At 36.8% G+C, this 23080-nt stretch carries 28 protein-coding genes, 1 riboswitch and 1 other annotated feature (1 of these 30 cut by a window edge); of the genes, 21 read left to right on the top strand and 7 right to left on the bottom strand.

The genetic code is table 11. The features are described 5' to 3' along the window. Nucleotides 1-20, top strand: a binding site (T-box leader); it begins 184 nt to the left of the window's first position. Nucleotides 21-73: 53 nt separating this feature from the next. The 5 genes from trpE to MHH95_RS16010 all read left to right on the top strand — a co-directional run bounded on the left by trpE (nucleotide 74) and on the right by MHH95_RS16010 (nucleotide 3867). Beyond that, the gene (trpE, locus tag MHH95_RS16030; RefSeq protein WP_340728441.1) at nucleotides 74-1462 is read left to right on the top strand and encodes an anthranilate synthase component I; all 1389 of its coding nucleotides are present in this window, start codon (nucleotides 74-76) and stop codon (nucleotides 1460-1462) included. Beyond that, nucleotides 1459-2040 (top strand): anthranilate synthase component II, encoded by a 582-nt coding sequence (locus MHH95_RS16025; RefSeq protein WP_340728440.1) that lies wholly within the window; start codon nucleotides 1459-1461, stop codon nucleotides 2038-2040. The genes trpE and MHH95_RS16025 overlap by 4 nt, the downstream gene beginning before the upstream one ends. Next, nucleotides 2037-2408 (top strand): DUF5071 domain-containing protein, encoded by a 372-nt coding sequence (locus MHH95_RS16020; RefSeq protein ID WP_339213023.1) that lies wholly within the window; start codon nucleotides 2037-2039, stop codon nucleotides 2406-2408. Before MHH95_RS16025 ends, MHH95_RS16020 begins: the two co-directional genes overlap by 4 nt. A gap of 111 nt (nucleotides 2409-2519) precedes the next feature. Beyond that, nucleotides 2520-3014, top strand: coding sequence for an RNA polymerase sigma factor (locus MHH95_RS16015; RefSeq protein ID WP_340728438.1), 495 nt, complete (start codon nucleotides 2520-2522; stop codon nucleotides 3012-3014). Then, entirely contained in the window at nucleotides 3004-3867 is an 864-nt protein-coding gene (locus MHH95_RS16010) for a TIGR04104 family putative zinc finger protein (protein ID WP_340728436.1), read from the top strand. Before MHH95_RS16015 ends, MHH95_RS16010 begins: the two co-directional genes overlap by 11 nt. A 390-nt stretch (nucleotides 3868-4257) precedes the next feature. Here MHH95_RS16010 and MHH95_RS16005 read toward each other — a convergent pair whose 3' ends face one another. Then, complete coding sequence (locus MHH95_RS16005) at nucleotides 4258-4728, bottom strand: glutathione peroxidase (protein WP_339213017.1); 471 nt, start codon at nucleotides 4726-4728, stop codon at nucleotides 4258-4260. 240 nt (nucleotides 4729-4968) lie between these two features. On the opposite strand from MHH95_RS16005, the gene MHH95_RS16000 reads away from it, so the two are divergent. Beyond that, complete coding sequence (locus tag MHH95_RS16000; protein ID WP_340728432.1) at nucleotides 4969-5820, top strand: DegV family protein; 852 nt, start codon at nucleotides 4969-4971, stop codon at nucleotides 5818-5820. A gap of 20 nt (nucleotides 5821-5840) precedes the next feature. Here the strand turns inward: MHH95_RS16000 and MHH95_RS15995 are convergent, their stop codons facing one another. From MHH95_RS15995 to MHH95_RS15985, 3 genes are read right to left on the bottom strand one after another with little or no spacing between them, the layout of a single operon-like run. After that, a complete protein-coding gene (locus MHH95_RS15995) occupies nucleotides 5841-7046 on the bottom strand; it encodes an MFS transporter (RefSeq protein WP_340728430.1) in 1206 nt (401 codons plus the stop codon). A 57-nt stretch (nucleotides 7047-7103) separates the two neighbouring features. Next, nucleotides 7104-7595, bottom strand: a complete 492-nt coding sequence (locus MHH95_RS15990) for a hypothetical protein (RefSeq protein WP_340728429.1) — start codon at nucleotides 7593-7595, stop codon at nucleotides 7104-7106. Next, entirely contained in the window at nucleotides 7592-8041 is a 450-nt protein-coding gene (locus MHH95_RS15985) for a hypothetical protein (protein ID WP_340728428.1), read from the bottom strand. The genes MHH95_RS15990 and MHH95_RS15985 overlap by 4 nt, the downstream gene beginning before the upstream one ends. Before the next feature lie 224 nt (nucleotides 8042-8265). Here MHH95_RS15985 and rpmG point away from each other — a divergent pair, with 224 nt between their 5' ends. From rpmG to MHH95_RS15965, 4 genes are all read left to right on the top strand, one after another. Further along, nucleotides 8266-8415 carry a 50S ribosomal protein L33 gene (gene rpmG, locus MHH95_RS15980; protein ID WP_008408521.1) on the top strand — a complete coding sequence of 50 codons (150 nt, stop codon included), beginning with the start codon at nucleotides 8266-8268 and terminating at the stop codon, nucleotides 8413-8415. Between the two features lie 147 nt (nucleotides 8416-8562). Further along, a complete protein-coding gene (locus MHH95_RS15975) occupies nucleotides 8563-9126 on the top strand; it encodes a 5-formyltetrahydrofolate cyclo-ligase (RefSeq protein ID WP_340728427.1) in 564 nt (187 codons plus the stop codon). An 18-nt stretch (nucleotides 9127-9144) separates the two neighbouring features. Then, nucleotides 9145-9345, top strand: coding sequence for a YqgQ family protein (locus MHH95_RS15970; protein ID WP_191700213.1), 201 nt, complete (start codon nucleotides 9145-9147; stop codon nucleotides 9343-9345). Between the two features lie 317 nt (nucleotides 9346-9662). After that, nucleotides 9663-11561: an LTA synthase family protein gene (locus MHH95_RS15965; RefSeq protein ID WP_340728426.1), complete on the top strand. Its 1899-nt coding sequence runs from the start codon at nucleotides 9663-9665 to the stop codon at nucleotides 11559-11561. 94 nt (nucleotides 11562-11655) lie between these two features. Here MHH95_RS15965 and MHH95_RS15960 read toward each other — a convergent pair whose 3' ends face one another. Continuing rightward, on the bottom strand, nucleotides 11656-11832 hold the full coding sequence (locus tag MHH95_RS15960) for a DUF2759 domain-containing protein (protein ID WP_191700211.1): 177 nt from the start codon (nucleotides 11830-11832) through the stop codon (nucleotides 11656-11658). A gap of 171 nt (nucleotides 11833-12003) precedes the next feature. Between MHH95_RS15960 and MHH95_RS15955 the strand changes: the two genes are divergently transcribed. Further along, nucleotides 12004-12648 (top strand): MBL fold metallo-hydrolase, encoded by a 645-nt coding sequence (locus MHH95_RS15955; RefSeq protein ID WP_340728422.1) that lies wholly within the window; start codon nucleotides 12004-12006, stop codon nucleotides 12646-12648. Between the two features lie 77 nt (nucleotides 12649-12725). Here MHH95_RS15955 and MHH95_RS15950 read toward each other — a convergent pair whose 3' ends face one another. After that, entirely contained in the window at nucleotides 12726-12968 is a 243-nt protein-coding gene (locus MHH95_RS15950) for a DUF2626 family protein (RefSeq protein ID WP_008404362.1), read from the bottom strand. Between the two features lie 117 nt (nucleotides 12969-13085). Next, nucleotides 13086-13784 carry a helix-turn-helix transcriptional regulator gene (locus tag MHH95_RS15945; RefSeq protein ID WP_340728420.1) on the bottom strand — a complete coding sequence of 233 codons (699 nt, stop codon included), beginning with the start codon at nucleotides 13782-13784 and terminating at the stop codon, nucleotides 13086-13088. A 189-nt stretch (nucleotides 13785-13973) separates the two neighbouring features. Between MHH95_RS15945 and comGA the strand changes: the two genes are divergently transcribed. From comGA to gcvPB, 10 genes are all read left to right on the top strand, one after another. Continuing rightward, the gene (gene comGA, locus MHH95_RS15940) at nucleotides 13974-14990 is read left to right on the top strand and encodes a competence type IV pilus ATPase ComGA (RefSeq protein ID WP_340728418.1); all 1017 of its coding nucleotides are present in this window, start codon (nucleotides 13974-13976) and stop codon (nucleotides 14988-14990) included. Next, complete coding sequence (gene comGB / locus MHH95_RS15935) at nucleotides 14971-16044, top strand: competence type IV pilus assembly protein ComGB (RefSeq protein WP_340728417.1); 1074 nt, start codon at nucleotides 14971-14973, stop codon at nucleotides 16042-16044. The genes comGA and comGB overlap by 20 nt, the downstream gene beginning before the upstream one ends. Nucleotides 16045-16062: 18 nt before the next feature. After that, on the top strand, nucleotides 16063-16374 hold the full coding sequence (gene comGC / locus MHH95_RS15930) for a competence type IV pilus major pilin ComGC (protein ID WP_340728416.1): 312 nt from the start codon (nucleotides 16063-16065) through the stop codon (nucleotides 16372-16374). Between the two features lie 18 nt (nucleotides 16375-16392). After that, nucleotides 16393-16944, top strand: a complete 552-nt coding sequence (locus MHH95_RS18655) for a prepilin-type N-terminal cleavage/methylation domain-containing protein (RefSeq protein WP_445683020.1) — start codon at nucleotides 16393-16395, stop codon at nucleotides 16942-16944. Then, complete coding sequence (locus MHH95_RS15925) at nucleotides 16853-17146, top strand: pilus assembly FimT family protein (protein WP_340728414.1); 294 nt, start codon at nucleotides 16853-16855, stop codon at nucleotides 17144-17146. Before MHH95_RS18655 ends, MHH95_RS15925 begins: the two co-directional genes overlap by 92 nt. Beyond that, a complete protein-coding gene (gene comGF, locus MHH95_RS15920) occupies nucleotides 17143-17595 on the top strand; it encodes a competence type IV pilus minor pilin ComGF (RefSeq protein WP_340728412.1) in 453 nt (150 codons plus the stop codon). The genes MHH95_RS15925 and comGF overlap by 4 nt, the downstream gene beginning before the upstream one ends. Nucleotides 17596-18023: 428 nt before the next feature. Next, nucleotides 18024-18536 carry a shikimate kinase gene (locus MHH95_RS15915; protein WP_339212875.1) on the top strand — a complete coding sequence of 171 codons (513 nt, stop codon included), beginning with the start codon at nucleotides 18024-18026 and terminating at the stop codon, nucleotides 18534-18536. A gap of 129 nt (nucleotides 18537-18665) precedes the next feature. Continuing rightward, nucleotides 18666-18758, top strand: a riboswitch (glycine riboswitch). A 272-nt stretch (nucleotides 18759-19030) separates the two neighbouring features. Next, nucleotides 19031-20134, top strand: coding sequence for a glycine cleavage system aminomethyltransferase GcvT (gene gcvT, locus MHH95_RS15910; protein WP_340728410.1), 1104 nt, complete (start codon nucleotides 19031-19033; stop codon nucleotides 20132-20134). Between the two features lie 23 nt (nucleotides 20135-20157). Continuing rightward, nucleotides 20158-21504 carry an aminomethyl-transferring glycine dehydrogenase subunit GcvPA gene (gene gcvPA / locus MHH95_RS15905; protein ID WP_340728408.1) on the top strand — a complete coding sequence of 449 codons (1347 nt, stop codon included), beginning with the start codon at nucleotides 20158-20160 and terminating at the stop codon, nucleotides 21502-21504. Beyond that, a complete protein-coding gene (gene gcvPB / locus MHH95_RS15900) occupies nucleotides 21497-22978 on the top strand; it encodes an aminomethyl-transferring glycine dehydrogenase subunit GcvPB (RefSeq protein WP_340728407.1) in 1482 nt (493 codons plus the stop codon). Before gcvPA ends, gcvPB begins: the two co-directional genes overlap by 8 nt. Nucleotides 22979-23080: the final 102 nt, after the last annotated feature.

Here is a 23080-nt window from a genome sequence, read left to right as displayed (position 1 = left end):
ACGGCTCTTTCGTCCTTTAATAACGAAAGGGCCTTTTTGTATGCATTTTTAGTTGAGTTGAGGAGAGATGAGCATGGTAGTTGAGATGAGAAGTTATGTAGTAAAGAAAATAAATGGAGATACGCATACACCGATTTCCATTTATGAATCTGTGCAGGGAACGAAAAAAGTATTATTTGAATCAAATGCTAAATTTAAACATAATGGGCGCTATTCGTTTATTGCGTTCAATCCTGTAGGGGAGCTAAAAGGCGATGGAGCAACAAGTACATTCCAGATTCATGACGAGCCATTGGAAACCGAGCGGCTGCCTGTGCTGGCAAAGTTAAAACAATTACTGCCGATTTGTAATGAGCAATTTCCGTTTGCCTTTTTCGGAGGAGCAATTGGCTACTTCGGATATGAAACAGCCTTCCATTTTGAAAACATAGGAGAAATTGTAGGCGATAAATATAATATGCCCGATGTTCATGTATATTTTTACGAAACATTTATCGTAATTGATCACTTATTGCAGGAGATATCGATTATTGCCCTCGATCTTTTTGAAAAAGGCTATTCTGCTGAACAATTGCAGCAAAAAGTGGATGTAATTGAACAGATGATTACTAAAGCGACGCAGTTAACACCGAATAACCCGGTTGAAGTGAAATTCACTCCAACAATTGAAAAGGACAGCTTTATCGAAATGGTGGAAACGGCGAAAGAACATATACGTAAAGGTGATATTTTCCAAGTTGTTTTATCTCAAACTTTTGAGGCGGAATACAATGAAAATCCATTTACACTATATAGGAAATTACGTACGTCCAATCCATCTCCATATATGTTTTATATCGATTTTGATGATTATACAGTTTTAGGGACATCACCCGAAAGCCTGGTAAAAGTTCAGGATGGGATTGTGACAACTAATCCAATCGCAGGAACAAAGCCTCGGGGGAAAACAGCACAAGAAGATGAAGCATTGGCGACAGCTCTTTTACAGGATGAAAAGGAAATAGCTGAGCATAAAATGTTAGTCGATCTTGGGCGAAATGATGTTGGACGTGTTGCACAAATCGGAACGGTGCAAGTGACTAAATATATGGAAATCGAAAAATATAAATTCGTTATGCATATCGTGTCTGAAGTGTCTGGTAAATTGCGAGATGATGCACATTTAGTTGATGTTCTTGCATCAAGCCTGCCAGCTGGAACGGTTTCAGGAGCTCCGAAAATCCGGGCGATGCAAATTATTAATGACTTGGAACGTCGTAAGCGGGGCATATATGCTGGAGCAATTGGTTATTTATCCACTTCAGGAAATATGGATTTGGCACTTGCGATTCGGACGATGATTGTAAAGGATGGAAAAGCCTATGTCCAGGCAGGTGCCGGGATCGTGTATGACTCAGTGCCAGAGATGGAATACGAAGAAACGCTCAATAAAGCAAAGGCATTGTTGGAGGTGCGCAAATGATTTTACTCATCGATAACTATGATTCGTTTACGTATAATTTGTATCACCAAATTGCAATGTTAGGTGAAGATGTAAAAGTTGTCCGGAATGATACCGTAACAGTTAATGATATTCGTTCTATGAAACCGAAAGCCATTGTTATTTCACCTGGCCCGGGTGAGCCTAAGGAAGCGGGCATTGTAATTGAAATGATTCAACAGTTATACTCTGAGTTTCCGATTTTAGGTATTTGCTTAGGACATCAATCTATTGGAGAAGCTTTTGGCGCGGCAGTGAGCAGGGCGAAAAATATAATGCACGGTAAAACGAGCAAGCTTCGATTTGAAAAGAAAGGTTTGTTTGAACATTTTGAAGAGGAAATTGAAGTGATGCGTTATCATTCGCTTATTATCGAAAAAGAAACATTGCATAAGGATTTTGAGATTGTTGCAATAAGCGCGGATGATGAAGAAATAATGGCAATTCAGCATTGTAAGTATCCTGTATACGGTTTACAGTTCCACCCTGAGTCTATCGGAACTAAGCTTGGTTCCGATATGATCAGGAAATTTCTTGAAGAGGTGGAGGTACGTGTATGATTCCAAAAGATAAACATGATTTAGCCGCAGTTGAACAGTTAAAAGAAGCAGATGCTGAATTGATCATCCCAATATTGCCACAGCTACTTGAGTGGGTTCAGGATATGAACTGGCCGGTAGCTGAGCCAATGGTCGAACTATTGCTTCAGTACCCAAATGAGATAACTCCACTTGTTGAAGAGGTTCTTCGTGGAGACGATGATATGTGGATTTACTGGTGCTTAGTCAGAATTGTCCCGAAGCTGCCGTTTTATTCAAAGCTTGTATTGGTAGATGCAGTAGAGAAGATTGCTGCAATGGAGGAAACCCCATTTAATGAAGATAATATTGAAGCTGCAAAAGAAGCATTACAAAGTTTCGAACCCTAAAACTTTCGCCTAATCAGACATCTGGTTAGGTGATTTTTTTTAAAAAACTAAAAGGAAAATGAGTCCAACTTTAAATTAGATCCGTCTATAAGGTGGAAAGGGGGCCGGCAAGTGAATATTGAGCAGCTTATTGATACATATAGTGATTACTTGTACCGAATTGCCTTTATATATACGAAGGATCGCTTAGCAGCAGAAGAAGTTGTCCAGGACGTATTTTTAAATTTTTATCATAAATCAGATCAATTTGAACAGAAGGCGTCGATTAAAACATATTTAGTAAAAATGACGATAAACCGCAGCTATGATTATTTGAGAAGCTGGAAGAACAAGAAATTTGTTGTTTTTCAGTTGTTTCAGCCATATGAAAAGGGTGCAGAGCAGGTTTATGTAGAGAAGGAGTTACAAGGGAAAGTAACTGCTGCAGTTCTTGCCTTACCCGTCAAAGATCGGGAAGTATTATTGCTCTATTATTATGAAGAGATGACAGTTATCGAGATAGCAGAGTTATTACAATTGGCGGTATCGACGGTTAAATCACGTTTACAGCGTGCAAGGGCGAAGTTAAAGCCAACGTTAAGTATGGAGGTGATGAATGATGAATAAAGAAAAATGGCAAAAAGAGTTAAGTAAGCTGCAACTAACAAAACAACAGAAGATGAATATAAAACAAACGATTATTCATTCAAAACGCCCGAAACGTCAGATGAATTGGACAATGGTGATTGCACCGATTTTTGTTTTTACAGCATTGTTTTTTTTGTACCTAATTAGTAATGATGATTTTGTTTCACCTATCAATCAAGCATCTAAGCCAGTAACAGATAGTTATGAAACAGAACATTTAACTGAATTAATAAGAAGAGGCAAACATGTAGCCATTATTAGTGTATTGCTAATTATTAATGTTATCCTCACGACAATTGTATTTTTTACGATGAAGCGATGGCAAAAACCGAAAATACTTAAATTACGAAAAACGGTTTATAGTTGGCGATATGTGCTTATCTTTATTGCGCCATTTATCATCTCTGCAATAGGTGGAATGCTTCAGATGTTAGAATTGGACATTCAGTGGCTGAAGTTTAGTATTTTCATCCTAATTATTATTTTTCAAATCTTACTTTCATTTTATTTTGCCCGCAATACAACCGGTACTGTATCCTGTCCGCATTGTAGCCATTCATTTTCAAAAAAGGAGCAAATTAAAATGGTATGGCATTTTAAAATGGAATTGCATTGTCCCTCATGTAATGAAAAATTGTTTTACACAAAAAAATACCGTCAAATAATAGGGGTATTAACGATGCAAACAACGGCAACTTTAATCTTCTCGCCTTATTTGGGCTTACCGCTTCCATTGAATATTCTATGTGTTGCTATTTTTATAATCGTAATGTGTTTGGTGATTATGCCATTATATCTGGATTTAAAAAAGGAAGAAGAGTTTTTGTTTTAAAAAAACTGCAGCCGAATTCAAATATTCGGCTGCTGAGACTGTAGACAAACTCTTAAAACCGTTGATTTCCATTCCGGGACCGATGCTTTCCCCGGGCACGGCTCAAGCTAACTAAATGGTGCCAAGAGCGGCAGGCACCATTTAGTGGATCTTCCGCACGTGCGGTTCCCGGTGGAGTCACGGTCCCTCCACTCCAATCAACTTATTCATCGCTTTAAATAAAGTGAGATACGATATCTACGATGACTAGTAATCAATTCAAATTAATGAACGTGAACAACTTGTTCCTGCTAAGCATCTAGTTAAATTTATAATAATAAGACAAAACTCTCGAGACCATTTGTCGACAATCTGTGCAGCCGAATTCAAATATTCGGCTGCTTTTACACGTTAAAGTAATTTGGCAATATCGCTTTCTGCTTTTGTCGGGGAATCCTGTGGTGCATAACGTTTAATGACGTTTCCATCCCGATCGACTAAAAACTTCGTGAAATTCCATTTAACTGATTGGCCTAAAAGTCCTTTTGCTTCTGAAGATAAATGTTTAAATAATGGGTGAGCGTCCGCACCGTTCACTTTAATAATCTCGTGCATTGGAAAAGTTACGCCGTAGTCCATGCGACAAAATTCGGCAGCATCTTCACTTGAAGATAATTCCTGCTTAAATTGATCGGATGGGAATCCGAGGACGACAAACCCTTCTTCTTTATATTTTTCATAAAGTTCCTCAAGCTGTGAAAATTGATTTGTAAAGCCGCATTTACTCGCTGTATTGACAATCATCATTACCTGTCCTTTATAGCGGTCTAATTCATATTGTTCCCCTTTTTCTGTTTTAACCGGGATGTCATAAATATTCATTCATATTCTCCTCCTAAAAAACTATTCATATTAAATTTTGTATTATTATCGTACGGAAAAAATGCCATTATGTAAAATAATCCATTTCACCGGAGTATAAAAATAAAATAAAATTCTTGTCGAAAAAATGTCGAACGGTAAATTTTATTAAGTAAAACGTGACAGTTGTCACTGTGTGAGAATAATGTTTGCGCTTACATTATGTGGAGTAAATAATTTTATACATCAAGGGGATTTAGAATGACAAAAAAGATTGCATGGGTTACAGATACAGCAGCACTATTATCGCCGGAGTTTATAAAGAAGCATAACATACATGTGCTTGCATTAAATATTGTATTTGAAGAAGGCGCACTACGCGAAACAATTGATATGACACATGATGAATTTTACGATAAATTAAAAAATGCAAAAGCACATCCGAAAACATCCCAACCTGCTTTTGGTGAGCATGTAGCATTATATGAAAAATTAAAACAGGAAGGCTATGATTGTGCAATTGCCATTCATACATCCGAGCAATTATCAGGAACAGTATTAAGTGCTCCTATGGCAGCTGAGCAGGCAGGATTTAAAAATTTTGTTATTGATGCAAAAATTGGCTCCTACCCAATGCAATATATGTTGGAGTTAGGATTGGAACTTGAAAAAGACGGCCTGAAACCAGAAGAGATCGTGAAGAAAATTGAAGCAATGCGTGGAAATGCAGAACTAGCTTTTATACCAGCGAGTTTAGAACAGTTGCATAAAAGTGGACGAGTTTCAGGGACAGCTATGTTTCTAAGTAATTTATTAAATATTAAATTAGTCATTGAATATAATAAAGAGGGCGGCGTAGAGGTAGCGCAAAAAGTTCGTGCAGATAAGCGTGCGAAAAAAGCCGTAATTGAAAAACTGCAACGCGCCATTCAGAAATCACCTGTAAAAGAAGTAGCAGTTATACATTGTAACAATCTTACAGGAGCAAATGAGTGGAAAAAGGAACTGGAAGAGCAGTTTCCTACTATTATATTTACGCCGACGCTATTATCTGCATGTGTAGGTGTTCATGCAGGTGAAGGGACATTAGGTTTAACTTGGGTACGTGAATAAGTAAAATGCAGGGCATCCATTTAGATGCCCTGCATTTTTTTGTTATTCAAATATAAATAATGAATTAAGACAGCGAAAATCAAAGTAATTAATAGGGAAGATACCATAAAGGTTACCGTTCCTATCCAGCCGTATTTAGACCAAAATAATCCTCCAATTGTCCCTCCTATACTAGAGCCCATATAATAAGCAAATAAGTATAAGGAAGAGGCCTGTGCTTTATCACTTTCTGCCAACTGGCTTACCCAACCGCTCGCTATAGAATGGGACCCAAAAAAACCAAATGTAAAAATAATAAGACCAATAATTTTTAAAGTTAAACTCACGGGAAATGTCAAAAGTGCCCCTGTCAGCATAATAAGAATACCGCTGTATAAAACCTTTTGACGTCCATATGTATCGGATAAGCTGCCGAACCAGGCAGAGCTCCATGACCCGACTAGATATACGATAAAAAGCCAACTAATAATTGTCATACTTAATAAATAAGGAGGCTCGACTAATTTGAATCCAATATAATTGTACATTGTGACAAAGCTGCCCATTAATGTGAAACCAATTCCAAATAATAAAACGAGCTTTTTGTTCTTAATATGCTGAAATAATGTTTTTGATAATAGTTTAAATTGTAATGGGCGTGGGTTGAAATGCTTCGATTCCGGAAGTGCCCAGACGAAATAACAACTTATAATGATGCTTAATACCCCAAGAACAATCATTCCTATTTGCCAACTGTACAGATCGGACATGGTACCAATAATGATACGACCGGATAATCCTCCTACAGCATTTCCACTTATGTAAAGCCCCATTGCAGCTCCAAAGCTTGAGGGATCCATTTCCTCTCCTAAATAAGCCATCGCAATAGCTGGAACACCTGCAAATACAAAACCTTGCAGAATTCGCAGGACAAGAATTGCCTCGAAATTAGGTGCAAAAGCCAATGCGAAAGTTAGGAAAGATGCTGCAAAAATCGAAATCGTCATCAACTTTTTCCGTCCCCATGCTTCGGATAATGAACCGAATAGTATGAGGCTAAATGCTAGGACTGAAGTAGCTGCAGATAGCGACAAACTTGCTGTAGCGGGGGAAACATTATAGTCTTTCGAAAACTGAGGCAGAAGTGGCTGTGTAACGTAAAGATTTGCAAAGGTAATAAAGCCCGCGGAAAATAGAGCGATATTCGTCATTGTAAATGCTTTCGTTCCTTTTTTTATGTAATCCATAATACCCCCCACTCATGAATAGCTGACCCGAATGTCAAAAACAGCTTTTCGTATTCGCTATTCAATTGGTTGTCCTGTTAATACTTTAGCCATTTGTTCAATTGTCATGTCAGAACTTAAATCAAACGCACCTTTTTGAATAGAGCGCGCATAATCCGGCTTAGATAAAAACAGCTCAAGTTCGCGTCCATTTGCAACAATGCCCAAATCTTCTGCCTGCTGTCCGATTGTATAAATGGAAACATCTTCATATATAAAAATCGTCGCTTCGGTAACTTTCTTAGTATTCGATTTTTCTTCATTTATAGAAGAGGAATCACTTGTTTTTTCAGCTGTTTGGTTTTCAGATTTTACATCTGTGTGAGAATTTTGCTTGTCCAATTGTTCGGTTAACAAAGTTATTTGATTTTCATAATCTTTTAACTGCTGTTCATATAGTGCTATGTCTTTATGTTTGGATTCGGTTTCACCAGAAGATAAATCAACTAAAGCGATGCTTGCACCCGCGACAAATAGACCGATTCCAAATGCTCGCAACGAGGTTTTCATTGTTTACCTCCATTTGCCAATATCGACTGGATTTGGGCATGTGATAAAGTAGAAAGTTTACTGATTTCATCAATTGATAAACCTTGATTGTTTAATGCCAAAACCTGGCTTACTAAAATGCCATTAATTGGCTTAGTGTTCTTTTCAGATTTCAAGCTAGATTGGGTATAACTACTTTGACCTGTCTTGACTTGAGCCGCCACTTTCTGAAAAGAAGTAAAAGGATCGGATTTATCAACTTCAGGATGCTTAACCTGGAAGTTAGGTTCTACTAGCAACTCTTCCTCTAGTAATTTAATCCGGCGTTTTAAAGCATTTGTTTCTTGATAAATATTAATTGATAAATCTTCTACATCTTTTTCAACCTGAACGGACTTATCTTTTAAAAATAACGATAAGATAATGACGATAATTCCTACAATCATTAATATCGAAGAAAGTTCCATATGTAGTCCTCCATTTTAATTACTAATCTTATTGAAGATGTAATGAAACGTGTATTGTTCGTATAAAAACTTCCCACCTCATTACAAATTACCTTTATTTTAGCATAGTAAAACTTAATAATAAATCATACTAGATTTTTTGAGAGAGTGTGTTATAATAGGTAAGTCGTATAAATCATGCTCAAATAAATTTATATTCTTAATTTAGAGTGGGAGGGTTAATGATGCGCGTAAACATTACTTTAGCTTGCACAGACTGCGGCGAACGTAACTACATTTCAAAAAAGAACAAGCGTAACAATCCAGAGCGTCTTGAACTTAAAAAATATTGCTCTCGCGAGAAGAAGTACACTCTTCACCGTGAAACAAAGTAATAATCGCTCAGTTAGCCAAAACCACTTGTGGGTTTTGGCTTTTTACTTGGAACATATGAACATTGTTGAACGTTTTTATGATAGATGGATTTAAAATTGATCTATGATAATAACTGTTAACCTATATGGGGAAAGTAGGAGGATTAGTTGGATAAAAGGGATTATCGTAAACAAGTGCAGGAAAATTTGGCACGAATGACTTATCAAACATATCGTGAGCGCTCATTCAATATAGCCCGGCAGTTATTACAAGAACCTTCTATTAAAAAGGCTAGTACTATTGCACTCACTTTATCAAATCAACCTGAAGTAGATACTACGTTTATAATCGAGCAATTTTGGCTATTAAATAAGAAAGTTGTCGTTCCGAAATGCAACCCGAAAGACCGTTCGATGCAATTTTATAAAATAGATAGCTTTGCTGAAACGGAACGGGCATACAAAAACATTTTAGAACCTATTCCGGAGATGAATCAAAAAGTCGATAAAGAGGAAATAGATGTGATAGTTGTTCCAGGGGTAGTATTTGATCGTCAAGGCTACCGAATTGGTTTTGGTGGTGGTTATTATGACCGCTTTTTGGTGGGGTACAGCGGAAAACGCATTTCCCTCGCTTTTGAAGAACAGCTTTTAAATGAAGTACCGAGAGAATCACATGATCTTCCGGTACATATACTACTTACAGACAAAGAGCGCATAATTTGCGGATAAATGTTGGAGGAACGACAAATGAAGTCAATGTTAGACATAATTGGATTACTGAAACAATACGGAATCTACATTTATACAAAGGATCGTATTGGTGATCTATATTTGATGGAAGATGAAATAAAGGAATTATATAAAACGAACGTTCTGGATATAAAAGATTTTCAGATGGCGTTGTTAATTTTACGTCAAGAAGAGCAAAGGTTAAAAGCAGGAAAATAAAATTTATTTAGTGTATAATAATAGGTAGCGTTTACGGGACTGCTTGTGTAACTAGGGTTTTAAACGTTCTAATCAATTATACCCTTAGTCAAACAGCGGAAGTTAACCGCTGTTTTCATATTTTACGAAACCTTTTCGTTTGTAATACGTACTAACTAATAGTGTATTTTCAAAAAGCGTTTTCATAATTTTTCCAACAGAATACTGTTGCGTATTAGACTGAAAAGCTTTAAGATATATTTTGTTTCACTTGGAATTTACACAAATAAAATAATATATTTAAAAATTTGAATATGTAAAGAGAGGATGTATAGGATATGAAAGATTTTAAATGGCCTAAACATTCGATATTAGCGATTGCCGTAATAGCAACATGGATTAAAACTGTAATTGTTTATGAAACAAGTTTTGATATGAAAATAGAGAATGCAATGCAATTATTAATTTTAATCATCAATCCATTAAGCTTTTTGCTATTTTTCTATGGATTGGCATTATTTTTAAAATCTCCAAAGGCACGAAATCGCTTTATCGTTGGCGGTAGTATATTACTGGCATTTGTCTTATATGGAAATGTAGCGTTCTACCGTTTTTATAATGACTTTGTTACATTACCGGTATTATTTCAAACAAGCAATTTCGGAGAGCTTGGAACATCTGCGGCTGCAATTATCAACTGGACGGATATTTTATATTTCGTCGATGTAGCGATTATTTTAATTGCACTAAAGCTTATGCCTAAATCTGTTGAATTCACGCCAATTCGCAAAGATGCACGCAAAGCATATTTCGTTATGACAGCTGCTGTATTATTTTTGAATTTGGGATTAGCGGAAACAGAACGTCCACAGCTATTGACGCGTGCGTTTGACCGTGAGCTATTAGTTAAGAATATCGGAACGTATAACTACCATTTATATGATGTGTATGTACAATCTAAATCATCTGCTCAACGTGCTTTAGCAGATGGTAGTGAACTTGTGGAAGTGAATAACTATATACGTGCCAATCAGGCAGAGCCAAACATCCAAATGTTCGGCAAGTATGAAGGACGTAATGTCATTGCTATATCATTGGAGTCATTGCAATCCTTTGTTATTAATAATGAAATGAATGGGGAAGTTATTACACCTTTCCTGAACTCATTAACACAGGATAAAGATACGTATTACTTCAACGATTTTTATCACCAAACAGGATTAGGGAAAACATCCGATTCTGAGTTTATCTTTGAAAACTCGTTATATGGTCTAGGTCGTGGAGCTGTATTCTTTACGCATGGTGAAAATACGTATAACTCCTTTGCAGAGCGTTTAGGAGAAAATGGCTATTTCACGAATGTTATGCATGCGAACAATAAATCATTCTGGAACCGAGATATGATTTACAAATCGTTTAATTTAAATGAATTTTACGATATTGAGTCATATGAAGTAACAGAAGAAACATCAGTAAACTGGGGATTAAAAGATATTCCATTCTTTGAACAATCTGCAGCATTGATGAAGGATATGCCACAGCCGTTCTATAGTCGATTAATTACATTAACAAACCATTATCCATTCTACTTGGATCCGGAAGATGTTATGATTCCAGAATATGATTCAAACTCTGGTACATTGAATCGTTATTTCCAAACGGTTCGCTATTTGGATGAATCCGTGAAGGAATTCTTCGATGATTTAAAAGAACAGGGCTTATATGAAAACTCAATTATCGTTATGTATGGTGACCACTATGGAATTTCGGAAAACCATAATAAGGCGATGGCAAAGTATTTAAATAAAGAAGAAATTACACCTTATGACAGCGCATTATTACAGGCTGTACCATTATATATTCACATTCCGGGCGACAATGAGGGACAAGTGATGGATAATGTATCTGGGCAACTGGATATTCGTCCGACACTATTGCACCTTCTAGGTATCGAGACATCTAAAGATATGCAGCTTGGTGCAGATTTGTTTTCAGAGGAACATGAAGATTTCGTTATATTCCGTGATGGACGTTTTATTACGGATAAAGTAGTTTACGCAGGGGAAGTATGTTATGACCGTGCTACAGGCGAATCAATTGAAATTGATGCTTGTCAGCCATATATCGACAGAGCTACCCAGGAATTAGAGTATTCCGATCAGATTATCAATGGCGATTTATTACGCTTCTATGATTCTGAAACAGGTAATTTATTAACAGATCAAAATTATAAATAACAAAAAGCTGTTCTTGAATATTCTCAAGAACAGCTTTTTTACTTTACATGAAAAAAACGCATCGCTAAAACAGCGACACGTTTTTCCATTGCAATTAGTGTGTTGGTGGATAGCCTTGATTTAAAACTGTCATGATAACAAACCAACCAAATACTCCTGCTGCTAAAGCATTGAATGCTACAGCTAAAAGGTTTTTTTCTTTGATTGATTGGAATATGCCAACTACGCCAAGAATTGCAACTAGACCAAAAATAACCATTAATAAGTTCATAAAAAATTGACACTCCTTTAAGACATTCCAAAAAATGTCGCAACAATATTCCTCTTTTATTGTAAAGGTTTCCAATTCGTTTGTCGAGAACTAAAAATGACGTTTGTTTGAACGTTAGTTTTCTCTATCTAGTAAGAAGAAAAAATGTATAATGAGAATTGAGGTGATTAGATGTTAAATATAAGAAAATATAGTTTAGGGCCAGTTCAAACAAATTGTTACATTGTAAGCAATAAGGAGAAAGATTGTCTGATTTTTGATCCTGGTGAAGAAGCAGGACGTATTATTGGTGAGATACGAAAAAACGGATTAAGACCTTTAGCGGTTTTATTGACACATACACATTTTGATCATATCGGTGCAGTGGATGCTATAAGAGAAATGTACAATATACCGCTATATGTACACGCAAAGGAAGTTGATTGGTTAGCAGATCCGTTGAAAAACGGTTCAGGAAAATATGCGGAGTTACCAAATTATATAGTGGGGAAACCTGATGAAGCGCACGTTATTCGTAAAGAAGGTGAGCTGGCAATTGGCGAATTTAAAATTGACGTTGTACATACACCAGGGCATTCACCAGGTAGTATTTCTTTTATTTTTAAAGAAGATGGCTTTGCTATTGTAGGGGATACGTTATTTGAGCAAAGTATCGGTCGAACAGATTTAATTGGTGGTTCAATGGAAGTATTACTTAAATCAATACATGAGAAATTATTATCTTTACCTGAAGATACTATTATATATCCGGGGCATGGAGAATATACAACTCCTGCAGCAGAAATGAGTTCGAATCCTTTTTTAAACGGATTTTAAGCGTATTTTCTATATATAGTACGATTTAAATTAATATAAAAAAACGACCGCTCTTAAACTAAGAGCAGGTCGTTTTTTTAGTGTCCACCACCAGGTGTGTGGATGAAAGTTGTATAATATGTGAATCCGGCGAAGAATACTGTTAAATATGCTCCGAAAATGTACATGTACATGCGTTCTGAAAGATTTAAGAAGCCTAATAATAAGAATAAACCTGTATTACCTACGAATAATAGCGAAACCTCGTTCATACCACCAAGGTAGAACATAACGGCGAAAATAGCAGTCCAGAATGCCATAACTTTATACATATTGCTCATGAATTTCCCTCCTTTTGCAAAAAAATAGAGTAATCTCTTAACCATTATAAATCAAGTTTCTTAATAATGTAAACTGGAAGTTATGGAAGAGTTGTGACAATCGCGTGATTTTTGCCATTAATTGTGAACAGAGATTTTATATTTACAGAACGAACACGCATTCATCATACTTTCTACTTGAGAAATTTCATTTTTGCCAAACAATATATCAACTTGTCCTTTTAAGTAAGATTCGTGAAGTTGGCATACAATATTTCCGTGTTTTTCTAATTGGTTATGGAATGGACAGTTGAAAATTGAAAATATAATTGATTTTGTTTGTTCATTTTCAATAACTTCAGGAACATAGCCGATTAATTTTGCGCTTTTTGTTAACAAGGCAATTTTATCTTCGAAAGTTAAAGGGGATTTCCTTTTTATATCATCGAGCATTTCCTGCATAGACTGTTTTCCATCCTCATAACTAATTTCCCGCGCTTTGCCCAATGCTTCGTCACCTAGTTCATATATAAGTTCGAGTGACCATCTGATGAGGGAAGCAGGATCTCGTCTAGGGAAGCTTAGGTTAATACCTTCATCATTAACTTTATAAACTCGTCCAGGCCGTCCACCTTTTCCAGTTTTTAAATATTCCGCTGAAATTGCATCGATTTCCGACAGCTTTGTTAAGTGTAAACGTGCCACATTTGAATGAATGTTAAACTGTTCAGCAATTTCCTGAACCGATACAAATTGTTTGTACTGTAACATATACTCATAAATGGAAAAGCGAGTTTCATCTGCCAATGTACTAGTAATTTTAATAGGATGTAGCATTTTTCCACCTCCATCAAGCTAAATATAATATAAAATTGCCTACTTTTCTATTATTCTACATGAAATGCCATTGAAATTGTTAATATTCATACAAAAAATACCTTAAAAAGAAATTATTTCACCATTTCTATTAATTTTGTATAGTCGGTTTTATAATATAAATAGATAAAAGATATCAAGTTAAAAGAGGTGACTATTATCGAACAGCAATCTATAATTGAACAAAAATGTTTAGAGCTATTGTCGAATGCAGCAAAGCTTGATGCAACGGATATTCATTTAATTCCAAGAGAAGAGTGTTTTGATGTATTGCTCAGAAAGTATGGCCGGTTTGAAAAGACTAATGAAATTCCCAATGATCTCGCCTTACGAATGATTTCCTACTTTAAATTTTTGTCATCCCTCGATATTAGTGAAAGGCGAAAACCCCAAAGTGGTGCGTTTCAAAAATTTATCGGCCAATCGATGTATGCATTCCGAATTTCTACATTACCTTCCAGTTTTTACAAAGAGAGCTTGGCAATTCGTTTATTGCGTCAAAATCACACAGTCCCCTTAAAAACATTATGTCATTTCCATGAGAGTGTTCGACAGCTAGATAGGCTGGCCCGTATGGATAGCGGGTTAATATTGATTAGTGGGGCGACTGGCAGTGGAAAGACGACCACTTTATATTCAATGTTGCAATACTGTGCTCAGCATCTTTCACGACATGTTATATCAATTGAAGACCCGGTGGAAAGTACACAGGATCATCTGCTGCAAATTCAAGTTAATGAACGGGCTGGTATTACGTATTCAGCCGGTTTGAAGGCAGTATTGAGACATTCACCTGAAGTCATCATGCTTGGAGAAATCCGTGATCAGGAAACAGCGAAGGTTGCGATGGAAGCCGCATTTTCAGGGCATTTAGTTATCTCAACAATTCATGCGAAAGATACTGTTAATTGTTTATATCGGCTTCAGGATTTGTCTGTTTCTTTGGAAGAGATGAGGCAAATGCTTAAAGCCGTCATTTCACAGCGTCTTATCGAAACTGATGAACAGGGCTATAAAGCAGTTTTTGAATTTTTGACAGATAAACAATTACAGCGGGCGATAGAATCTATAATAGAAGGCAATCGTTTTACACTGCCTTATGAACAAACAATAGCTGGACAAAAGGCACTATTAAAAGGAGAAGGCTATGAATATATCTCTCATTAAAAACCTACCGACCACCCCGTTATTTCACAAAACAATTATTAAGCCTTCCGAATTCCCTACATTACTTCAACGCATTTCAACATTATTAAATGAAGGCTATACATTTGCCCATAGTATAGAAATGCTGCTTCCTTATCATGTGAAACATTATGAACCGGTACAACAGGAAATATCAAATATCCTGCACAATGGAGGGAATGTGACACAAGTTTTTCAGTTCCTCCGGTTGGACAATCAGTATTTAGTATCAATAGAAATGGCCGAAGTAACCGGCAGATTGAGCGAAGCAATAGAAATAGTATCAAAGCAACTTACCTTCCAACAACAAGCGAAACTGAAATTGTTAAAAGTAATTTCTTATCCAATAGTGTTATTTTCCTTTTTAATACTGCTGTTTTTTGCGTTCCGTACGTATTTTTTGCCGAATATGGCTTCCGTCGTAGCTTCGCGTGGTCAAGTTGAGGAATCAGCAAGTATCCAATGGTCTGCATTTTTCCTCCATTTGCCCGACTATATCGTAGCAGCTAGTATTTTTTTATGCTGTCTGCTGATAACGTTTATTTTTTATGTAAGAAAGAAACGCATCGACATACAACTCCATCTGCTATTTAAGCTTCCTTTCTTCAGCCTAATTTGGCGATTGATATTAACAAGACAATTTTCACGACATTTAGGTAATCTTTTGGTCGCGGGAATTTCTCTTCAAGATGCATTTGACCATTTGAAATCCCAGCAGCATCAGAAACAAATAGCCTATATTGCCGAAACGTTACAGGAACGTATTCTTATCGGTGATTCTTTATCTCATTCTGTTGTACTTGTCGGTTATTTTTATCCTAAGTTTGAACATTTTATTGCCCACGGTGAGGCTAGTGGTTTACTGGGGCGGGAACTGATTTTATATTGTGAGCTTCTTGATGAAAAGCTGCAGAAAGTTATAGAACGGTTACTGGCAATTGTTCAACCATTACTTTTTATCATTATTGCCATGTGTGTCATTGCTGCTTATTTAAGTATTTTAATTCCTATGTATGATGTAATTGATTTTATTTAAGAAGAGGTGGAAGAGATGATGAAAAATGAAAAAGGATTTACGTTAGTTGAAATGCTTGTTGTATTGTTAATTATTTCTATATTGATTCTAGTAACCATTCCTAATGTCTCCAAACATTTCGCGTCAATTGATGAAAAAGGCTGTGATGCCTATGTTTTAATGCTTCAAGGACAAGTGGAGGCGTATAAGTTGAACCATAAAGAATATCCAAGTTCCATATCAGACTTAATAGAAGAGAACTATGTTATGGAAGAAGATTTACGATGCCCTGATAATACGCAAATTAAAATTGAGAATGGCAAAGTGATAGCTTCGACTTCGGGCAGCTAGCTAACACGGTAATAATAAATGAAGTTAAAAATAAGAACAGTTTTAACGAATGAAAAAGGGTTTACTTTATTGGAAATGCTCGTTGTCCTCTCGATCTTTATGGTGGTAAGTACAGCAATTCTCTTTTTTTCACATAAACCATTGTTGGATTTTACCGAAAAACAATTAATGAATCAAAATGAACTATTAATAAGAATGACACAGTTGATTTCAATTGAAAAAGAGAATCCACATAGTTTTGAAATCGTCAATTGCCGTAGAATTCGTATAAGGGAAATGAATAGAGAGGGCGTTATATACGAGCAGATGGTGCCTAGTCACATTGAAATATTTATAACGACCCCGAACTCAAGGCTCAGCTTTAATACGAAAGGAAATGCGCATGCGTTTGGGCGAATTATGTACCATTTTGAAAATGTGAGTTATCAATACTCTGTGAATATTGGGAAAGCAAGAATTTTGGAAAAGGAGGTTTTTCATGACACAGGGAGGCCTAACGCTTGTAGAAACACTGTTGGCAGTCGTCATTTTATTTTTCCTGACTTCAACCATGATTCCACTCACTTATAATATGAAACAGCAAATAGCAGATCAAAAATTGCAGACCCATGCCGCTGAGGTCGCCTTCATGGGTGCGTTAAAATATAAAAGATACAGTCAATCAGCCGGTACTCAAGAAATCGATCAAACCGTTTTTCATTGGACCTATAATGGCCAGCAACTTTGTGTTCTGTTCGATAACAACGGGGTGGAAGAGGAGCAATGTATATGAAACGAGCTCGGATAAATGAGGCAGGATTTACACTGTTGGAAAGTCTGTTCCAGTTAACTGTTTTCGGTTTGTTCGCTTCGATTAGCTTACTAATCCTAATTTGGGTAAACGATATCCAGCAAATACAGAAGATGAAGGATGAAGTGAATTGGGAGTTTTTCGTCTATGATTTACATCAATATAATATGAATTCGGCATCCGGAAGATTATATAATTCCAGCACATTGCAGCTTGAAATGCTAAATGACCCAAATGATAGGTTATTTGTATTTGATAAATCAGAGCTGCATTTACGGAAAAGGTCGAATAAAGGGGGCAATGAGATTCTATTGCCATTCGTTGATAATTGGCATCTAGAAGGAATCGACAATGATCTAAATATGAAAGTGGTGATGCAGGATGGAACGGAAAGAGAACGATCCCTCGTGTTACCATTGGATCCAAAATGAAAAAGGGGCATTATTTTTGCTGGCAATTCTCTTATTATTCATCGTTACTGGAGCTGCCATTTTATATACAAATGCGTATTTTGCACAATTAAAATTTTATAATTCATTGGAATCTATTTACGTTCGTGCTACGATAAACATACTAAATACTCATTGAAGTTTCGACTTCTTTCAACAATTGTCTTCTATATCTCAAAATAGAGGGGAATGACAGTGTAAAATTCAAATGAAAGAAGTTAATATCTCGGCAATTATTAAAAGTTGGGTAAGAAATACTTAAAGTGAAAGTCACCTATGCATCGTTAATAGGTAGTAGTAAATAATGCATTAAAAATTGGAATTTCACATTAAGTACAAAACCAGTTTTCAATATATTGAAATAGAGGTGCTATGGAAAAGTAGTTCGTAATTAGAAGAAGGTGAACAGCATGCGAAAAATATATTTAGTTGGATTTATGGGATGCGGAAAAAGTGCGATTGGCAGAAGATTAAGCTATTTCTTAAAGATGCCCTATTATGATATGGACCATGAAATCGTTCGGCAACAAGGAATGTCAATTCCAGAGATCTTTGAACAATACGGGGAAGCACATTTTCGAAAAATAGAGACGGAATTTTTAAAAAACTTCCGTGATGAAGCATGCATTATCTCGACTGGCGGTGGGGTAGCCGTTAATGGAGAAAATCGTAAAATTATGCGAAAGACAGGGCTAGTCTTTTTCCTGGACGCCAAATTCGAAGATATATATATGCGAATTCGTAATGATAAAAATCGTCCCATAGTACAAATAAAGACAGAACAAGAGTTGGAAGAACTGTATCATAGCCGTAGAAAGGCTTATCGGGAAGCAAGCCATATACAAGTACTGACAGTAGGTAGATCTTTAAGACAAATAGTTGAATACATTGCTTTTCAAGTGAATAGATTAAAAGGCGAATAATTTTTCAAAAAAGCGCAAAAATGTTCGCTTATTAAGTAAAATTAAAAAAAGATTGCGTTTACAACACATTCAATGTTAGGATATTGCTAAGAGTACAGTTAATTTAAATTAGTTGAAAAACTAGCGCGGATGATGATACGGGGAGAGAACGTGATGTCACGTCGCCGAAGGAGCAAATAGCGGTGCTATGAATCTCTCAGGCAAAAAGACTCGTATTTGACGCAACTCTGGAGAGTGCTGTTGTAGTACAAGTTACCGGCAGCCACCAAAGGGGAAAGCCTAAAATGTGATAGACTATCAAATTTAGGTGTAACTTTCAGGTGCAAGGACAGAGAATCCCATTAAAAGGGATTCGTCTGTCTTTTTTTTATGGAAAAAAATACGTTTTCCAATTTAAAAGTAAAAAGAGGCAGCTAGCTGTACCGTACAAATTAATCATTCCCCGTCACATTTTTACAATGGTTAAAACATAAAAAATTTAAGGAGGAAATGACATGACAAATGAATTAAAACGTACACCGCTATTTGATGAATACGCAAAATATGGTGGGAAAACAATTGACTTTGGTGGGTGGGAATTACCTGTACAATTTTCTTCTATTAAAGAAGAACATGATGCAGTTCGTAACCGTGCTGGTCTTTTTGATGTTTCACATATGGGAGAAATTTTTGTAGAAGGTTCAGATGCATTATCATATTTACAAAAAATGCTGACGAATGACATTTCCAAAATTGCAATTGGCGGGGCACAATACAGTGCACTATGTTACGAAGACGGTGGAGTTGTAGATGATTTATTAACATATCGTTTAGCAGATGAGCGCTATTTGCTTTGTGTCAATGCCTCTAATATTGAAAAAGACTTCGAATGGTTGCAAAAACATGTAGAAGGCAATGTTACAATAACAAACGCTTCAGATGACTATGCTCAAATTGCATTACAAGGTCCATTAGCAGAGGAATTGCTGCAATCGTTAACGACGGAAGACTTAGCAGCGATTAAATATTTCAAATTTAAAGACAATGTCGATGTAGCTGGACAATCGGTACTCGTATCTCGCTCTGGTTATACAGGTGAAGATGGATTTGAAATTTACGGTACACCAGAAGCTATTATTGAACTATGGAATAAAATTTTAGATACAGGTAAAGACAAAGGTGTTGTTGCAGCTGGTTTAGGTGCCCGCGATACATTACGATTTGAAGCATGCCTGCCATTATACGGACAGGAACTGTCTAAAGAGATTACACCACTTGAAGCTGGGATTGGGTTTGCAGTGAAATTAGCTAAAGAACCACAATTTATCGGACAACAAGCATTAATTGATCAAAAAGAAAAAGGCCTAGCTCGTAAATCAGTAGGTATTGAGATGATTGATAAAGGGATTCCACGTACCGGCTATAAAGTATTTAAAGATGGTATTGAAATTGGAGAAGTTACAACTGGCACACAATCTCCGATGACAAAACGCAACATCGGTCTAGCTTTAATTGACGCAAAATTCGCTGAAGTCGGAACTGAGTTAGAAGTTGAAATTCGTAAAAATAGAGCGAAAGCAGTAATTGTGGAAAAACCGTTTTATAAACGTACAAAATAATACTTTTGAAAAGAGGGTTAACAATGAAACATCGTTATTTACCAATGACGGAACAAGATAAGCAAGAAATGTTAGATCGCGTCGGAGTTGCTACAATCGATGAACTTTTTGCAGATATCCCGGAAAAAGTTCGCTTCCAAGGAAACTACAATATTAAACCTGCAAAATCAGAAGCAGCTTTAATGAAGGAATTATCGCAACTGGCGTCAAAAAACAAAGATACTGCTAGCAATGTATCGTTTTTAGGTGCTGGTGTATATAATCACTACAAACCTGTAATTGTTGATCATGTTATTTCCCGTTCAGAGTTTTATACAGCCTATACGCCATACCAACCGGAAATTTCCCAAGGTGAGTTACAAGCAATTTTTGAGTTCCAAACGATGATCGCCGAGCTTACAGGTATGGATATCGCAAACTCTTCTATGTATGATGGTGGTACAGCGTTAGCAGAGGCAGGAATGCTTGCTGCAGGCCATACTCGCCGTAAAAAGCTTTTAGTTTCCGGTGCAGTACACCCAGAGTATAAAGATGTAGTAACGATGTATGCATACGGCCAATCAATTGAAGTGGTAACAATCCCTACAAAAGACGGTGTAACAGATGTTGAAGCGTTAAAAGGATTAATTGACGATCAAACAGCTGGCGTTATCGTGCAATATCCAAACTTCTTCGGGCAAATTGAAAACTTGCAACCTCTTGCAGATATTACACATGATGCAAAAGGATTATTTATCGTATCTGCAAATCCATTAGCACTTGGCGTTTTAACACCTCCAGGAAAATTAGGAGCGGACATTACAGTTGGTGACGCACAGCCATTCGGCATTTCCGAAGCTTTTGGTGGTCCACACTGCGGTTACTTCGCTGTTACGACTAAATTGATGCGTAAAGTACCGGGACGTTTAGTTGGGGAAACAGTAGACCAAGATGGACGCAGAGGTTACGTATTGACATTACAAGCACGTGAACAACATATTCGTCGTGATAAAGCGACATCAAATATTTGCTCAAACCAAGCGTTACTTGCTCTTGCTTCATCAGTTGCAATGACAGCACTTGGAAAGCAAGGCATGCAGGAAATGGCAAAACAAAATATCGTGAAAACACGTTACGCAAAAAATGCGTTTGAAGCAGCTGGATTCGAAGTTGTATATCAAGGTGCACACTTCAACGAAATCGTAGTAAACACAAAACATAATGTGACACAGTTAAATAAAGCATTAATCGAAAAAGGCATCATCGGTGGATTTGATTTAGGGCGAGTTTACCCTGAATTAGAAAACCATGCACTAATCGCTGTTACTGAAATACGTACAAAAGAAGAAATTGATGCACTAGTTGCAGAAATGGGGGCTTATAATGAATAACGAAAACCAAACACTCATTTTCGAAATTACAAAACCAGGCCGTATTGGTTACAACTTAGAGCCTTTAGATGTGCCTGATTTTGATCTTGAGGAGCTTATTCCATCAAATTTAGTACGTCAAGAAGCAGCTGAGCTACCTGAGGTTTCTGAATTAGATATTATGCGTCACTATACAGCACTTTCCCGTCGTAACCATGGTGTGGATTCAGGCTTCTACCCACTTGGTTCTTGTACGATGAAATACAATCCGAAAATCAATGAAACGGTTGCACGCTATGCTGGTTTTGCCAATGTTCACCCATTACAAGATGAGTCAACAGTACAAGGTGCAATGGAATTATTATATGACCTGCAAACATCCCTTCAGGAAATTACAGGTATGGATGAAGTAACATTACAGCCGGCAGCAGGCGCACATGGTGAATGGACAGCATTAATGATGATCCGTGCATTCCATGAGGCAAATGGAGAAGGGCACCGTAACAAAGTAATCGTACCGGACTCAGCGCACGGTACAAACCCGGCTTCTGCTACAGTTGCAGGTTTTGAAACAATCACAATCAAATCAGGTGAAGACGGCTTAGTTGATCTTGAAGATTTACGACGTGTTGTCGGTCCTGATACAGCAGCGCTTATGCTGACAAACCCGAACACATTAGGCTTATTCGAAGAGAATATTATTGAGATGGCGAATATCGTTCACGGTGTTGGCGGAAAAGTTTACTATGATGGTGCAAACCTAAATGCCGTTATGAGTAAAGCACGTCCTGGCGACATGGGCTTTGACTGTGTTCACTTAAACTTACACAAAACATTTACAGGTCCACACGGTGGTGGTGGTCCGGGTTCAGGTCCAGTAGGGGTAAAAGCGGATTTAATTCCATTCTTGCCAAAACCAGTATTAGTGAAAAAAGAAGATGGTACATACCACTTCGATTACAACCGTCCACAATCAATCGGTCGTGTGAAACCTTACTACGGAAACTTCGGCATTAATGTCCGTGCATATACGTATATCCGATCAATGGGACCAGATGGCTTAAAGGCTGTAACAGAATATGCTGTACTAAACGCAAACTACATGATGCGCCGTTTAGAAGAGCATTTTGATTTACCTTATAACCGTCATTGTAAGCATGAGTTCGTTTTATCGGGGCGTCGCCAGAAGAAATTAGGCGTACGAACACTGGATATTGCAAAACGCCTGCTTGACTTCGGATATCATCCACCAACAGTGTACTTCCCATTAAATGTTGAAGAGGGAATTATGATTGAACCGACTGAAACAGAATCGAAGGAAACTTTAGATGCATTCTGTGATGCAATGATTCAAATCGCACAAGAAACAATAGATAATCCTGCGTTAGTTCAGGAAGCCCCTCATACGACAGTTGTTAACCGTCTAGACGAGACACGTGCTGCAAGAACGCCAGTATTACGTTATAAAAAACAAGAACAAGTAACAGTGTCTTAATATTACCAAAAGGGTCAGAGATATTCTGACCCTTTTTCTAATGGAGAAGTTAGACTTCTTACAATTCACTTTATATATAGTAGAAACTCAAAATTAAAAGCC

This window comes from Solibacillus sp. FSL K6-4121, from assembly GCF_038002585.1.
GTDB classification, from domain to species: Bacteria; Bacillota; Bacilli; order Bacillales_A; family Planococcaceae; genus Solibacillus; species Solibacillus faecavium.
Note: the sequence above shows the minus strand (reverse complement) of the source record. Positions and strands in the feature narration are given on the sequence as shown.